At 63.4% G+C, this 14,576-nt stretch carries 13 protein-coding genes and 1 tRNA gene; 5 read left to right on the plus strand and 9 right to left on the minus strand.

What is annotated here, in order from left to right; all coding sequences use genetic code 11:
• Positions 1 to 40: 40 nt before the first annotated feature.
• The 3 genes from OKW37_RS35825 to OKW37_RS35835 are packed head-to-tail and all read left to right on the plus strand — an operon-like array spanning position 41 to position 3,432.
• Entirely contained in the window at positions 41 to 958 is a 918-nt protein-coding gene (locus OKW37_RS35825) for an NmrA family NAD(P)-binding protein (RefSeq protein ID WP_184050168.1), read from the plus strand.
• 48 nt (positions 959 to 1,006) lie between these two features.
• Positions 1,007 to 1,855 (plus strand): alpha/beta fold hydrolase, encoded by an 849-nt coding sequence (locus OKW37_RS35830; RefSeq protein WP_429403763.1) that lies wholly within the window; start codon positions 1,007 to 1,009, stop codon positions 1,853 to 1,855.
• Positions 1,852 to 3,432 carry an AMP-binding protein gene (locus OKW37_RS35835; RefSeq protein WP_184050164.1) on the plus strand — a complete coding sequence of 527 codons (1,581 nt, stop codon included), beginning with the start codon at positions 1,852 to 1,854 and terminating at the stop codon, positions 3,430 to 3,432. Before OKW37_RS35830 ends, OKW37_RS35835 begins: the two co-directional genes overlap by 4 nt.
• Before the next feature lie 18 nt (positions 3,433 to 3,450).
• On the opposite strand, the gene OKW37_RS35840 is transcribed toward OKW37_RS35835, so the two are convergent.
• The 3 genes from OKW37_RS35840 to OKW37_RS35850 form a co-directional block, all read right to left on the minus strand.
• Positions 3,451 to 4,326, minus strand: a complete 876-nt coding sequence (locus tag OKW37_RS35840) for an enoyl-CoA hydratase/isomerase family protein (RefSeq protein ID WP_429403764.1) — start codon at positions 4,324 to 4,326, stop codon at positions 3,451 to 3,453.
• 43 nt (positions 4,327 to 4,369) lie between these two features.
• On the minus strand, positions 4,370 to 4,675 hold the full coding sequence (locus OKW37_RS35845; protein ID WP_429403765.1) for a hypothetical protein: 306 nt from the start codon (positions 4,673 to 4,675) through the stop codon (positions 4,370 to 4,372).
• A gap of 156 nt (positions 4,676 to 4,831) precedes the next feature.
• Positions 4,832 to 5,974 carry a phosphotransferase gene (locus OKW37_RS35850; RefSeq protein ID WP_429403766.1) on the minus strand — a complete coding sequence of 381 codons (1,143 nt, stop codon included), beginning with the start codon at positions 5,972 to 5,974 and terminating at the stop codon, positions 4,832 to 4,834.
• Positions 5,975 to 6,315: 341 nt separating this feature from the next.
• Between OKW37_RS35850 and OKW37_RS35855 the strand changes: the two genes are divergently transcribed.
• The gene (locus OKW37_RS35855) at positions 6,316 to 7,119 is read left to right on the plus strand and encodes an SDR family NAD(P)-dependent oxidoreductase (protein WP_429403767.1); all 804 of its coding nucleotides are present in this window, start codon (positions 6,316 to 6,318) and stop codon (positions 7,117 to 7,119) included.
• A gap of 57 nt (positions 7,120 to 7,176) precedes the next feature.
• Positions 7,177 to 8,052 carry an SDR family NAD(P)-dependent oxidoreductase gene (locus OKW37_RS35860; RefSeq protein WP_429403768.1) on the plus strand — a complete coding sequence of 292 codons (876 nt, stop codon included), beginning with the start codon at positions 7,177 to 7,179 and terminating at the stop codon, positions 8,050 to 8,052.
• Between the two features lie 254 nt (positions 8,053 to 8,306).
• Here OKW37_RS35860 and OKW37_RS35865 read toward each other — a convergent pair.
• From OKW37_RS35865 to fdxH, 6 genes are all read right to left on the minus strand, one after another.
• Positions 8,307 to 8,402: transfer RNA gene (locus OKW37_RS35865), tRNA-Sec, on the minus strand.
• A gap of 49 nt (positions 8,403 to 8,451) precedes the next feature.
• On the minus strand, positions 8,452 to 10,365 hold the full coding sequence (gene selB / locus OKW37_RS35870; protein ID WP_429403769.1) for a selenocysteine-specific translation elongation factor: 1,914 nt from the start codon (positions 10,363 to 10,365) through the stop codon (positions 8,452 to 8,454).
• 13 nt (positions 10,366 to 10,378) lie between these two features.
• Positions 10,379 to 11,827 (minus strand): L-seryl-tRNA(Sec) selenium transferase, encoded by a 1,449-nt coding sequence (selA, locus tag OKW37_RS35875; RefSeq protein ID WP_429403770.1) that lies wholly within the window; start codon positions 11,825 to 11,827, stop codon positions 10,379 to 10,381.
• 46 nt (positions 11,828 to 11,873) lie between these two features.
• Positions 11,874 to 12,875, minus strand: coding sequence for a formate dehydrogenase accessory protein FdhE (gene fdhE, locus OKW37_RS35880; protein ID WP_429403771.1), 1,002 nt, complete (start codon positions 12,873 to 12,875; stop codon positions 11,874 to 11,876).
• A 124-nt stretch (positions 12,876 to 12,999) separates the two neighbouring features.
• On the minus strand, positions 13,000 to 13,656 hold the full coding sequence (locus OKW37_RS35885) for a formate dehydrogenase subunit gamma (protein ID WP_429333003.1): 657 nt from the start codon (positions 13,654 to 13,656) through the stop codon (positions 13,000 to 13,002).
• Positions 13,653 to 14,576, minus strand: coding sequence for a formate dehydrogenase subunit beta (fdxH, locus tag OKW37_RS35890; RefSeq protein ID WP_429403772.1), 924 nt, complete (start codon positions 14,574 to 14,576; stop codon positions 13,653 to 13,655). Before fdxH ends, OKW37_RS35885 begins: the two co-directional genes overlap by 4 nt.

Genomic DNA, 14,576 nt, shown 5'->3' on the forward strand with positions numbered 1-14,576 from the left:
ACGCCTGGCCAACGTCTAACGTTCGACCTCGGGACAAGTCATGATCGATTCATCCGCCGCGGTACTCGTCATCGGCGCCACTGGCGCACAAGGAGGCGCCGCGGCTCGCCATCTTCTTGCGGCTGGACGCAAGGTACGGTTCCTGACACGAAATCCAGACTCGCCGGCTGCGCGGGCACTCGTCGAAATGGATGCGCAGGCGCTACGGGCAGATCTGGACGACCGCGACTTGCTCGCAAAAGCGATGGAGGACGTCGTTTCCGTCTTCTCCGTTCTCCTGCCTGATTTTGATCGCAGCGACAGGGAACGCCGCCAGGGTTTTGCGCTCGTCAACGCAGCGCGCAACGCGGAGGTCCCGCAGTTCGTTCACACCTCCGTGGCGCAGGCCGGCAATCATGAGACGTTTCCTGGCTGGAGCGAGAAACGTTGGAACCGAAAATACTGGACGGACAAATGGGAAGTGGAAGAGGCCGTTCGCGCCGCGGGTTTCGAATCGTGGACGGTCTTGCAACCGGCATTCATGATGGACAATCTCGCTGAACCGAAAGCGGGCGCGATGTTTCCGCACCTGCGCGAAGGCTTGTTGCTCAGCGCGTTGCTACCCGACGCACGACTCGACTGGATTGCCGCCGACGACGTGGGCGCGCTCGCGGCCAGCGCGCTAAACGATCCACAACGCTGGCACGGTGAGACCGTGCCGCTGGCGTCGGAAAGGCTCACGATGTCTGAAGTTGCGAATCGCCTCGGCAACGTTCTGGGCGCACAGATCAACGTTTTGCACGTGTCACCGGATGAAGCCCGGGCAAAGGGTCTCGCACCCGGATGGGTGAATGCACAAGAATGGATCAACGCGGTCGGGTACCGCGTCGATATCGATTCGCTTTCCAAACGTGGTGTCCAGCTCACCCCGATGGTGGACTGGATCGATGCGAATCGACAGCACATCGTACTCGCATAGGTGGTCGCTGGACCGCTTGTGCAAGCCTCAGGTAATGGAAAATCCGCAATGAATGATCGTGTCCCCTCATGGTTCGACCACGCCATGGCCCAGCCGCGTCGATCTCACTTCACCGAAGGCGGCGGGGTGACTGTCCATTATGTCTCGTGGAACGCCGCAGACACCGGTAAGCCGCCACTTGTCTTCGCACACGGTTTTCTCGGGCACACGCACTGGTGGGACTTCATTGCGCCCTTCTTCACCGATCGCTTTCGCGTCTTTGCTCTGGATTTCCGCGGCATGGGCGACAGCGCCTACAGGCAGGAATACAGCGCCGACGTTTTCGTGCGCGACCTCGTCGCTGTCGTGGATGCAATCGGCTCTGGACCGTGCGTCGCGGTGGGCCACAGTTTCGGCGGATCGCGTCTGCTCCAGGCGTGCGCGACCTTTCCCGATCGTCTCTCGCATGCGGTCGTGCTGGATTCGTATTTCATGCTACGCGGCGAAACCTTGCCTGCAGTGGAACGACGCCCGCCGCCCCGTCCCTATGCGGACTGGCATACTGCACTCAGTCGCTTTCGACTCATCCCGGAACAAGATTGCGAGCCGTGGCTGCTCGAGCATCTCGCGCGGACATCACTTCGTCAAACCGCCGACGGCTGGGTATGGCGCTTCGACCCGAAGTTGCGGAATCTCCAGCCGGTCGAAGGCGAAGAAGAGCTGCTGACCCGCATCGCGGTTCCCGTCAGCTACGTGCACGCCGAGTGCAGCAGCGTGGTCAGCGCCGATCGCGCGCGCCGCATCGTAGCTGCGATTCCCGGCGCGAAGGGTCCCATCACGATGCCACGCGCGGGCCATCACATGATGCTTGACCAGCCACTCGCGCTGGTGAGTCTCTTGCGAGCCTTGCTAGCATGAATTCCAATCTGCGCGAATCGAAAACTGCGCCGTGGTCGAGCGGTTTGCCTCTTGCGGCCCTGATTGCGCGCGCCGTCGCAAAGCACGGCGCGACGCCACTCCATTTTCATACCCAGGCCGGTGCCTACACTTGCACCACCGAGTCCCTGCTGCACGACGCGAAAGAGATTGGCAAGGCACTCACAGCCATCGGTCTGCGTCGAGGCGATGTGATCGCGATACAGCTTCCCACACAGCGCGAGACTGCGCTTCTGTATCTGGCTGCACTGGAGATCGGTGCGGTACTCGTGCCGATCGTACACATCTACGGTCCCGCCGAAGTCGGCTTCATCCTTCGACAATCCCGCGCCCGCGTTCTGTGCGTGCCCGATGTCTGGTCCCGAACCGACTACCTGGAACGTGTCGCCGCGCTCGGCGACACGCCCGACCTCGAGCGCGTGATCGTCGTTGGCGATCGGGCGCCCTCGAACGGCATCACGTTTGACGCGCTGCAACGACTCGCCGCGACAACGCATGAACAACGCCCTGCTGACCCGCCAACGTCGGAAGACATCTGCCTGCTGCTGTACACGTCGGGAACGGCGGCTTCGCCCAAAGGCGTGCAGCACTCTCATCGCACAGTAGGCGCAGAGTGGCAGATTCCGTTCATCGACGGGCCTGGGCCGTATCTCACGCCGTTCCCTGCTGGCCATATTGCAGGCTTCAATTTCCTGTTGCGTCCATTCATTACAGGCACCGAGATGGTGTTCATGGACCGATGGGACGCCTCGCTTGCCGCGCGACTGGTCGACGAGTATCGCGTGCGCCTCTCGGGTGGCACGCCGTTTCATCTCCAGGGGCTCCTCGAAGCCGCCCGCCGCGACGGGCGCAGCCTGGCGTCCCTCGCTTCTTACGGTCTGGGCGGCACGGGTGTCACGCCGGAGCACGTCGCCATGGCCGATCGGGCCGGATTCGCGGGAACCCGCGCGTACGGGCTGACCGAGCATTCGACAGTGAGTGTCGGCTGGGCCGATTCGCCTTTTGATATCCGGGCCTGCACGGACGGTCGCATTCAACCCGGCTCGCAGGTGCGCGTTGTCGACGAGTTGGACACCGACCTGCCTGCCGGACGCGACGGCGAGATTCTGATCAAAGGACCGGAGCTGTTCATCGGCTACACCGACCCGGCGCTCAATGCGGCCGCGTTCACTCACGACGGATGGTTCCGGACCGGCGATATCGGCCGTCTCGACGAAAACGGTTGCCTGACCATCACGGACCGAAAGAAGGACATCGTGATTCGCGGAGGAGAAAATATATCGTCGCTCGAAGTAGAGCGAGTACTTGCCACTCACCCGGCCGTGCGCGATGTCGCCGTCGTGGCGCAGCCAGACGCACGATATGGAGAAAGAGTCTGTGCGGTCGTCGTCTTGCACGAACGCACGTCGCTCGACCTGATCGCAGTCCAGACCCACTTTGCCGGCGCCGGGGTGGCGAAGCAAAAGACGCCCGAGCAACTTTGCATCGTTGCAGAGCTGCCGCGCACGCCTTCGGGAAAGGTGCGAAAAGGCGATCTGCGCAAGCAACTTTCCGCGTAGTAGCAAATCAGCTGGCGCTTATCGAGCGGAGCCGTCCCGGCGCGACTTGAAAAACCGATCTCGTTGCATTGACACCTGATCGGACGAAACGAGCCGATCGTAGATCGCACGCGCTGCGGCCATGCCGGCATCGAAATCGGGCGACTCGGCCGCGGCGGCGATGGCATCCAGACACTGCCTTTCTATTGCATCGCTACAGCTGAGGCGTGAGCGCGCTTCAGCGACAATGGAAACCGGATCGCCACCAGGCAATGGTAACCGGCGAATCAATGGCAACGATGTACCGCCTATCTTCTCACGCGCAAGCTCGAGCGCAAGGCGCGACATTTCATGCTCATCGCCATCGACGATCCGGTCAAATAACGCGCTGCCCCGGAAGGTTCCCGCGCGCACGATTTGAGCACCAAGAATGAATTCGATCGACTTCGCGAAGCCCAGCACACGCGGCAAGCGCTGCGTGCCGGACAAAGGGATCACGCCGAGCTTGCACTCGGGCAGACCGATCTGCGCATTGTCCGCGACCACACGGTAGTGGCACACCAACGCGGTTTCCAGACCACCGCCAATGGCAAACCCGTGGATAGCGGCTACAACCGGCTTGTCGCTCGCCTCGATCACCGGATGAACGTGCAGCGACAATGCTGGCCAAGCTGTGGCAGCGGAAGTGCCGAACTCGCGAATATCACCTCCCGCGGAAAAGCCGCGTCCACTGCCATTGAGTACGATCGCGCGAACCCGCGCGTCGCACCGGGCCGCTTCAAACGCGGCAACGAGTCCGCGACGCATTCCCAGACCTAATCCGTTGACTGGCGGATGGCTCATCGTGACGATAGCGATTTCGTCTTCTACACGATACTCGACGTCGGCGAAGCGATGCGGCTTGCAATGCGTCATCGGTTATCCGCTGTGGCGTTTGACGATGGCGGGCACTGTGCGCCTAACGGTTGTTAGCAAGCCAGCTCGGCATATCCGCCGGCCACGGAGCGGCATACAGCGCGTGCACACCCATCGCGCTCGTGTAGGCCAGATTCAGTATGTTGCAAAACGCGATGAAAGCCAGCACCCGAAGCGCCGTGCGCACCGCTGGATGGCAACCGACACGATCGACACCTCGCTCGATGGCCGTATATCCGTCTTCGTCGACGTTCAGCAGAAGGAAGGCCGACGCCACGAAAGCAGACGGAAACAGCGTAGGTGCGGATTTGTGCAAAAGCGAAAAGCGCACCGAGCCCTGCCCACGCATACACGCTGGGCCAGGTTGTGCTGCGTCGAGCGACCATTTCCGACATGCTTCGCCTCCTTCATTATTCCCGTCATTCACATTTTTGAATATCGATCGTAAAAATGTACTCCCGCGGAAGTGGCGACGTCAAGTGCGTGTCGCTCAACGCCTGGTGGGTTATCGGCCCATGAGGTCATGAATCTCGTGATCGAGTGCCGCCATCGCGAACCGAGGCGCAACTGCACAATTGTTGACTTCGACCTGCCACTCCACCGGATTCACGAGCCAGAAGAACAGCCCATAGACGATGTGGCGCCGGTAGGCATCTAGCGCGCTTTCAAATGACGGCGGGTTGTTGACGCCGTGAAAGGCGAGCCGCTCAAGATAGTATTCGAGCAACGCGCGCTCCCATCTCGGCCGATCCGCGATATCCAGAGCCGATATCAGGAAGTACGTGACGTCATGAGCCCACGGTCCGCGTCGATATGACTGCCAGTCGAGAAAGCCGGGCGTGCCGTCGCGGTCGAAATACAGGTTTCCGAGGTGAACATCGCCATGGAGAAACGTCATCGGCCCGATGCGGTCGAAAGCGCGCAGATCGAGGAGCGCCCGCTCCATCCAGTCACGATCGTGAAACCGCTTTGGCACGGCGGCCCCGCGCGGCAACTGTGTATAGCGGGCGAACACCTCGGGTTTCAACTGGCCCCAGTGATAGGTGCCGGACTCGCCATCGGGCAGCGGGTCTTGCGACGCGAGCCACGCCAGTTCGCCATCGCTTTCGAGCGCAGGCGATTGCCAGAACTGCGCGTGCCACCGCGCTTGCGCGTCCAGGTTTGCCGCCGCCTGCGCAAACGTCAGCGTCCGCTGCACACGACAGAACTCCACTTCCCGTGAACGTAGATCCTCGAGGATCACGATCGACTGCCCGCTTCGACTTTCGGTCTCTGAATAGAAGCAGGCAGGCACATTTGCACGCAAGCAGGGATGGACTTCCTTGAAGAACTTCGCCTCGTATTCGTATATGTAGGCGTTCAGGTTCCGGTACTCGGGAACGAAACCGCCCTTGACGATCAGAGACTCCGGCAAGCGAAGCTCGCGCCCTGTTGCGTTGTAAGCAAGACGCACCCTGACTTTGGTAGCCGTGCCGTACATCACCTCGTCGATGGCCAGTGATTCGACGGCTACCCCTTCATGGCTGCGCGCGAGCGCCGACGTCAGCCACGAAGAGGTGATGTCCTCAACCTGCAAAGGAAGCGTGCCGGTATCTGGCTGCGGTCGGTGCGATTCCGTCTGGGCGGGGCTTCTTTTCGCAACATTCATCTTGGCGCCTCCTGTGAGGTTGTATGTGCGTTGGTGCCGACGTCATCATTGCCGGAGCGACGTTCTCCACGCGCATGTTGCGCGGCACGCCTGAAGACCCGCAACGAGGGAAATCCCGGCTGGTATTATCGTTGCATTTTTAGAACGATGTGCGTATTTTCGCTCATCGTTTCGACGAGGCCCGCTAGCACCGCGCTGAGTCGCTTCATTCCTGCCGTTCGTTAGAGCGCGGGATTAGTGAAACCAGCTCACTCTAATTGTTCCCCACGGTAACCATTGCGCGTCGGACGTCGTCGCTAGAATTCGTAAAAAACGACACACAGCCCCCTGGAGATAACTCGATGACCACATCCTTGCTTGAGCGGCTATTCGGCATCAGCGGAAAAATCGCTGTCGTGACTGACAAGGGATGCAATTCCAGCATCGATATCGCCCCTGTACTGGCCGAGGCTGGCGCACGGGTCGTAGTCGCCGATCACAGCGCAGCGCACATGCAATCGGTCGTCGACAAGATCGTTTCGGCGGGCGGCGAAGCAATCGCTATCGAGGCAGACGTGGAACGTGAAGCCTCCGTGATTGCGTTGTTCAATCAGGTCAGCGCAGCCTGGGGTAGCCCGGACATCGTGGTCAATTGCGCGGCCATGACCAATAACGGGCCGCTTACGGAGTTCTCCGAAGCCGCCTGGGACGAAGTGATGGCGCTCGACCTGAAGTCTGTGTTCTTTTGCATGCGAGAAGCGATCAAGCACATGCTCGCCGCAGGCCGGGGTGGACGCATCGTGAACGTGACTACCATGGGAGCCACGCATGCCGTACTGAATGGCAATGGCGCCTACGGTGCCGCGCGAGCGGGCGTAGCGGGTTTAGTGCGCTCCGCAGCGCTGGACTATGCCCGCGACCAGATTCTCGTCAACTGCGTGCTTCCCGGTGCAGTGCCCGGCAAGGTTCAGTTTCATCCGGATATGCAGGCTCGCCTGAAAACAGGAAAGCTCACGGGACCCGGTACGGATGTGGAGCGACGTCTGCCGCTTGGATGGGGCGATCCCGCCGATATTGCCGCCGCGGTGCTGTACCTCGCAGGGCCGTCAGGCCGCTACATGACGGGCCAATCGATTACGCTCGACGGCGGATTTCTGATTAGCTGAAGACGTCCGCACCCAATCATCTTCACTGTCTGGTGAATTCCGATGAACTACAAACGATTGGGCCAGAGCGGCAAGACTGAAGCGAACCGAACAGCGCGACCATCATCGACACTCAAAACGGAGCATTCCATGTTTAGTGAAACACAGATCGGCGCGCACCTCGCGCAGAGGTTCAATCTCACGGGCAAGACCGCCGTTGTTACCGGCTCTGCGCAAGGTCTCGGTCGCGAGACTGCGCGACTGCTCGCCGAGGCCGGCGCCAAGGTCGTGATTGCCGACTTGAACCCCGATGCGGCGTCTGCAACAGCGTCGGATATCAATGCGGACGGCGGCATTGCGATGCCATGCCAAGTCGACGTGGCCGACGAAGCATCCGTCAAGGCACTATTCGCAGCCGTCGATACGAAGTTTGGCGGTGTCGACATTCTGATCAACAACGCGGCGCACCGATCGAAGGCCGAATTCTTTGAAATGTCCGTCGAACAATGGGACCAGATGCAAGACGTCACGCTGCGGGGGACGTTCCTGTGTTGCCGAGAGGCTATCACGCGCATGAAGGCGAACGGCGGCGGCTCGATCGTCAACATCTCCTCCGTTGGCGCGCTTCGACCCACGCTGTGGGGCGTCAACGCCCATTACGACGCCGCGAAGGCCGGCGTGGACAGCATCACGCGATCACTGGCCAGCGAGTTCGCGGCCGACGGAATCCGCGTCAATTCAATCCTTCCAGGCGGCATGGCCAGCGAGGGCGGCAAGAACATCAGCGCGACGTTCAAGATTCGAGGGCCGATCGTAGGCACGGGACGGATTCCGATGGGACGAATGGCCGCCCCGATCGAGGTTGCACAGAGCGTATTCTTTCTCGCAAGCCCTGCCGCAAGCTATGTCACCGGGCAGATCATCGCAGCGGACGGCGGCTTCACGGTCAGCTAGGCGGACTCCACGACCATGTTCGCTCGCGATGATCATCACCGATATCCTTGCGCGGACCGCGCCGATTCGCGCGCCACCCACGCCCCGGGGCGTGACATGAAGACAACTGTTCCTGAACGTGCGACCCGATGGCAACGCGGCCCACGAGCGCACGTTTGCGCCTGTCACCTTGCGCAGACTCACACACATCTGCTTCGTCTGCCCGATTGCGCGACTGCACCTAAAAGGTACCGGAACACCCGGGAAGCCATGACTGGCGGAAGGCAGCCGGAGTCGAACCGACCCGAGAGCGTCTGACGCCCCCAACTGGGTTTGAAGCCCAGCCGCACCACCGGATACGAATGCCTTCCTACGGTGATTGAATGACGCGAGCCCGATAGAAACAGACCGCCAGCCAGATCAAGGCAGATCGAGCCAGCGGCTATCCGTGCGCACGAGGTGCAGGCCACGGTGGAAGCGAGTATACCCAACCCGGTCGAAGAACTCCAAAAGCTGGATCGCGCGTTTTCGGCCGAGCCCGGTCGCGTCGCGAAACGGCGCGGCCGCCACGGTGCCGCCGTTCTTGTGCGCCTCCGCCGCCGCGATCGACGCAAGTTCGCGAATCACCTGCTGGTGGTAGAACAGGTCATGCACGACCTGGAACAGTTCGCCCTGACGCGCGAGCTTGCGCAGCAACTGACGCACGCGCTCCTCCGGCACACCGTGCGCGTTCGCGAGCTCGCGCACCCACGGCGGATCGAAACGCCCCGCCTCGATCTCGGGCAGCAGCGTCGCGGCAAGCGCCTGATCGGCGGCGTCGAGCGTCACGGCGTGGCCGGGCAAATGCAGCCACGGTCCGAGTCTGACGAGCTCGCCACGCGCCGCCGCATCGTCGACCAGCGCGCGCCACAGGGCGTCGTCGACCAGTGGCGCCGCGATGCGCCGCAAGCGCGAAACGTCCGGGCCGAGTTCGTCGGGCGAGCGCTCGTGGTATTGCGCGAGCGCGCTCGTCAGGCGCCCCTCGAGCGTGTGCCATGTCGCGTCCGCGACCAGCAGCGCGTCATGGCCCGGCAGTTCGATCGTGCGTGTCGCGGCGGGCAACGCGAGCGCCGCCGCCGGCATCCCCGTGAGGCGCTCCAGCAACGCCCGCGACAAACCGTGCGGCGCGCGAGCGAACAGCGCGTCGAGTGAGCCGGTGTCGAGCAGCGTCTGCATCGCGTCGAGCCAGCCGAAGCGCTCCGGCGAGCGCCGCTTGCGCGCCGGAGCGAACGCATCGAGCACGTGCCCGCCGCCCACCGTGCGATTGGCCTGAGCGTTACGCACGACGAAGCGATCGCCCGGCACCGTGCACAGCGGCAGCTCGAACACGAGTTGCACGCGCGCGCGCTGACCGGGCGCGAGCGTGTCGCCTTCGAGCAGCGCGACATGCGCAACCTGATGCTGCGTGCCGAGATGCACGTGCAGCGGCTCCCAATGTTCGAGCGCGTGCGGCGCGTCGGCGAGCAGCGTCAATGCGACGTCGATGCGCTCGCTCGCTTGCGACAGTCGCGGATCGACGATCCAGTCGCCGCGCTCGATCGCACTCTTCTCGATGCCCGCCAGATTCAGCGCGCAACGCTGGCCGGCGCGACCGGTTTCGGCGGGGCGATTCTGCGCGTGGATGCTGCGCACGCGCACCGATTCGTTTTTCGGCGCGAGCAGCATCGTGTCGCCGACGCTCACGCTGCCCGCCACCACGGTCCCGGTGACGATCGTGCCCTGCCCCGCGAGCGTAAACACGCGATCGACGGCGAGGCGGAACAGGCCGTCGTCGCGCTTCATGCGCCATGCGGCGGCCTGCTCGTGCAGATGCGCGTTCAGCGCGGCGACGCCCGCATCGCCCGCGCGCGTCGCGCAGGTATCGAATACCGGCGCGTCGCGCAGCACGCTGCCAGCGACGAACACACTCACTTCATCGCGCACTTCGCGCAGGCGCTCGTCGTCGACGCGATCCACTTTCGTCAACGCGATTGCGCCGCGCCGGATGCCGAGCAGTTCGACGATCGCCAGATGTTCGCGCGTTTGCGGCATCACGCCGTCATCGGCGGCGATTACGAGCAGCGCGAAGTCGATGCCGCTCGCGCCCGCGGTCATCGTATGCACGAGCTTTTCGTGGCCCGGCACGTCGATCAGACCGAGCACGTCGCCATTGTCGAGCGGCACGTACGCGTAGCCGAGCTCGATCGAAATGCCGCGCGCTTTTTCTTCCTTGAGCCGGTCCGTGTCGACGCCGGTGAGTGCCTTCACGAGGCTCGTTTTACCGTGGTCGATATGCCCAGCAGTACCGACGATCATGCGTGCCCGTCCTTCAGTTGCTTTTCGATTGCGCGATCAGCTGTGCGATCAATTGCGCTTCGTCGGCGGCTTCGAGGCAGCGCAGATCGAGCCGCAACGCGTCGTCCGCGATCCGGCCGAGCACCGGCCGCGTCATCTCGCGCAACTGCTTTTCGAGCGCGAGCAGATGACGGCCGCCGCGCTTGCCGTCGGTCATCCTGATGACGAGGCCATAGCTCGGCAGCACGTCGACGGGCAATGCGCCGCTGCCGATCTGGCTGAACATCGGCTCCGCGGCCACGCTGTAGCGCGCGTCGATCGCCTGCTGTAGCGCCGGTAACACGCGCTGCGCGGCGCCGTGAATATCTTCGGCTGGCCGCGTGAGGAGCCGTAGCGTGGTCAGCCGCTCCGTCAACTTCTCCGGCGCGCGATACAGCTGGAGCACAGGCTCCAACGCCGCGAGTGTCAGCTTGCCGACCCGCAGTGCGCGCTTCAGCGGATGCTTCTTGATCTTCGCGATCAGATCGCGCCGCCCGACGATCAACCCGGCCTGTGGGCCGCCGAGCAGCTTGTCGCCGCTGAACGTGACCAGATCGGCGCCGGCCGCGACGGTCTCGCGCACCGTCGGCTCGCGCGGCAAGCCCCATTCGGCGAGATCGACGAGCGTGCCGCTGCCGAGATCGACGGCGACCGCAAGCCCGCGCGCGTGCGCGAGCGGCGCGATCTCTTCGATGCCGACTTCCTTCGTGAAGCCACTGATCGCATAGTTGCTCGCGTGGACTTTCATCAGCAGCGCGGTACTCGCGTTGATCGCCTGTTCATAGTCCTTCAGATGGGTGCGGTTCGTCGTGCCGACTTCGCGCAGCTTCGCGCCCGCGCGGCTCATGATGTCGGGAATGCGAAACGCGCCGCCGATTTCGACGAGTTCGCCGCGCGACACCACCACTTCCTTCTTCGCCGCGAGCGCGGACAGCGTGAGCAGCACCGCGGCGGCGTTGTTATTGACGATGGTCGCCGCTTCGGCGCCGGTCAGCTCGCAGATCAGATCGTCGATCAGATCGTCGCGGTCGCCGCGCGTGCCGGTGGCAAGATCGAACTCGAGGTTGGCCGGTTGCGTGAGCGCGCTCATCACCGCGCGTACCGACTCATCGGGCAGCAGCGCGCGGCCGAGGTTCGTGTGCAACACGGTGCCGGTCAGATTGAACACGCTGCGCAGCCGCGACGCGTTACGCGCGAGCAGCGCCGCGGCGACCGTCGCATGCAGCTGCGCGGTATCGAGCGCGCTCACCGCCGGGTTGGCCGCCGCATCGCCCGATTGCGCGCTGATGCGCCACGCATCGAGCGCGTCGCGCAGCGCGTTGAGTACCTGGGTGCGGCCGTATGCGCCGATGAGCGGCACGAACTCTTCCGACGCCAACACCTTGTCCACCGACGGCACGCGCGCCATCAGCGCGCGCAATGCCGAGCTGCTCACATCGCTCACGAGCAATCCTTATGTCGTTTTGAACTTGGCTCCGGTCAGGTCGCCGTCAGGCCGACTCGTCGCCCTCCGTTTCGGCCGCGCCGGCCGTCTGCTCCGGCCACAGCCATGGATGCGGCGACGCGCGCCGGTAACCTTCCGCGCCCATCAGCAGATCGAGCGTGAGGCTCGCGAGGTCGTCCGCGAATGGATCGAACTCGTAGTCCTTCGCCTGGATGCCGATCTTGCGGTAAGTATGGCATTCGTCGCACGACTCCGCCTTCAGCGCGGCGTTTTTCGATTCGGCCTCGCGCGCGGCTGCGTCGGCGTCGGGCGAGCCGGCTACCTGGTACGCGATGCCCTTCGTCGAATCGCAGTTCGAGCATTTGCTACGGACCATATGCCATTCGGTCGCGCACAATCCGCATTGCAGATAGCGATAGTTGTCGTACGCGCCGCCGATGCGCAGCGTGCTCGCCACCGGATGCGAGCCGCACACCGGGCACAGGCCCGGTGTGTCGAGGTACGGTACGGCGCGCTTGTCGATGTCGGCGGCGAGGTCGGTCCATACGACCTGCAGCGCGGCCATGATGAACGGCGCGCTCGCCGGCTCGACGTCGGCGAAGCGCTGCGCGAAGATCGCGTCGGCCTGCGCTTCGAGCGCGGCGACGTCGAGCGAGCGCAGGTGCGCGAACAACGCCACGAGCGGCGGCGTCAACGGGGGACCCGCCGCTTCGATCCTGTCGAGCAGTTGTAGCAGCACGTCGCGCCACGCCGGATCGCGCGCGCCGGACAGCGCCGGAATCAGCGGCATCGAATACTGCTGCGCGCTCGCGATCAGCTCGGGGCTCGGTGGCTGGGCCTTGAAGTGCGCGAGCACCGCCTGCTGCGCATCGGCAAGCGCCGCCATCAGCCGCAGGTAGCCGGCGATCGGATTGCCGCGCGAGGCGAGCTGACGCAGGCGCGCGGCGCGCGGCGCGAACACCGCGAGCCGCTCGGGCATGCGGATGCGGGGTATTGCCGAGGGATCGAGCGACTCGATGTCGGCGGCTTCGAGAATGCGTTGAGTCAAGATATCGACCTCTGAAAACTGAAGGGCCGCCGCCCGTCATCGACGAGGCGCGGCGGCCCGGTGCGAGGGGCGCTGCGTGCGGCGCATTGAAACATGCGCTGGGGCGGCGCCGATTGAGCATACTTTACTTGCCGATGATTTCCCTGAACCAGTTTGGATGATGCTTGCGCGCCCAGCCATAGGTAACGGTGCCGCGCGTCATCGCACCTATGGAGCCCTTGACCCACAGCGCCGCATAGATATGCACGATGATGCCGACGATCAGCAGGAATGCCGTCACGGCATGCACGAGCGCCGAGAGCCGGATCACACCAATCGGGAAATAGAACGAAAAGTAGCGCCGCCAGATCACGATGCCGCTCAGCAACAGCAGCAGCATACAGATCACCATCACGAAGAACAGCAGCTTCTGCCCGGCGTTGTACCTGCCGATTGCGGGCAGGCGTTCCTCGCGATTGTTCAGCACGTCGCCGATCTGCTTCATCCACTGGATATCCGCCTGGTCCAGATAGTTGTGATGCCAGAAGCGCAACGCAAGAATCAGGAACGAGACGAACATCACGCAGCCGATGAACGGGTGCAGAATCCGCGTCCACTGCCCGCCGCCGAGTACCACGTACAGAAACGCCATCGACGGATGGAACAGCGCGAGACCGGACAGCGCAAGCAGGATGAAACAGATCGCGGTGATCCAATGATTCGTGCGCTCGTTCGGCGTATAGCGCACGATCAGGCGGTTGCCCTTTACGTCCGTGAAGTCGGTGTGCTCAGAGTGGTTCATTGCCTACCCTCCCGCGAACGTCGTGCTTCTTCGGCTTCCTTGACGGCTGCGGCTTCGTCGGCCTCGGACACCTCGTTCGGGCCGACGCGCGTGTAGTGGAAGAAGCCCGCGAGCGCGGCGATCCCCATAATGGCGAGCCCAATCGGCTTGGCGATGCCCTTCCACAAGGAGACCAGCGGACTGATGCGCGGATCGTCCGGCAGGCCGTGATACAGCGACGGCCGGTCGGCGTGGTGCAACACGTACATCACATGCGTGCCGCCGACCTTGTCCGGGTTATACAGGCCAGCGTTCTGAAAACCGCGCTCCTTCAGATCGACGATGCGGTCCTCGGCCTGCTGCTTCATGTCCTCCTTGGTGCCGAACATGATCGCGCCGGTCGGGCAGGTCTTCACGCACGCCGGCTCCTGGCCGACCGCCACACGATCCGAACACAGCGTGCACTTGTATACGCGGTGATCCTTCTTCGACATACGCGGGATGTCGAACGGGCAGCCGGCGATGCAGAAGCCGCAGCCGATGCAGTTCTCCTGGTGGAAATCCACGATGCCGTTCGTGTACTGCACGATCGCGCCCGGCGCCGGACAGGCCTTCAGACAGCCCGGGTCGTCGCAGTGCATGCAGCCGTCCTTGCGGATCAGCCATTCGATATCGCCGGCGGAATTCTCGTACTCGGCAAACCGCATGACGGTCCACGAATGCTCGGTGAGATCGGGCGGGTTGTCGTAGACGCCCACGTTCACGCCGATCTCGTCGCGCAGATCGTTCCACTCCATGCAAGCCGTCTGACACGCCTTGCAGCCGATGCACTTCGACACGTCGATGAGCTTCGCGACCGTGCCCGTGGCCGGCTCGCGAATCACCGGCGGCTGCGTGGTGGTGGCCGAAACGCGTCTGATGTCCAGTGATTGCAGTGCCAT

Source organism: Paraburkholderia sp. MM5482-R2, assembly GCF_050436125.1.
GTDB lineage: Bacteria > Pseudomonadota > Gammaproteobacteria > Burkholderiales > Burkholderiaceae > Paraburkholderia > Paraburkholderia tuberum.

Coding starts and splice junctions, on each gene's coding strand:
- OKW37_RS35825 (WP_184050168.1), top strand. CDS start 41: ATGATCGATTCATCCGCCGCGGTACTCGTCATCGGCGCCACTGGCGCA.
- OKW37_RS35830 (WP_429403763.1), top strand. CDS start 1,007: ATGAATGATCGTGTCCCCTCATGGTTCGACCACGCCATGGCCCAGCCG.
- OKW37_RS35835 (WP_184050164.1), top strand. CDS start 1,852: ATGAATTCCAATCTGCGCGAATCGAAAACTGCGCCGTGGTCGAGCGGT.
- OKW37_RS35840 (WP_429403764.1), bottom strand. CDS start 4,326: ATGACGCATTGCAAGCCGCATCGCTTCGCCGACGTCGAGTATCGTGTA.
- OKW37_RS35845 (WP_429403765.1), bottom strand. CDS start 4,675: ATGCGTGGGCAGGGCTCGGTGCGCTTTTCGCTTTTGCACAAATCCGCA.
- OKW37_RS35850 (WP_429403766.1), bottom strand. CDS start 5,974: ATGAATGTTGCGAAAAGAAGCCCCGCCCAGACGGAATCGCACCGACCG.
- OKW37_RS35855 (WP_429403767.1), top strand. CDS start 6,316: ATGACCACATCCTTGCTTGAGCGGCTATTCGGCATCAGCGGAAAAATC.
- selB (WP_429403769.1), bottom strand. CDS start 10,365: ATGATCGTCGGTACTGCTGGGCATATCGACCACGGTAAAACGAGCCTC.
- OKW37_RS35885 (WP_429333003.1), bottom strand. CDS start 13,656: ATGAACCACTCTGAGCACACCGACTTCACGGACGTAAAGGGCAACCGC.
- fdxH (WP_429403772.1), bottom strand. CDS start 14,576: ATGGCACTGCAATCACTGGACATCAGACGCGTTTCGGCCACCACCACG.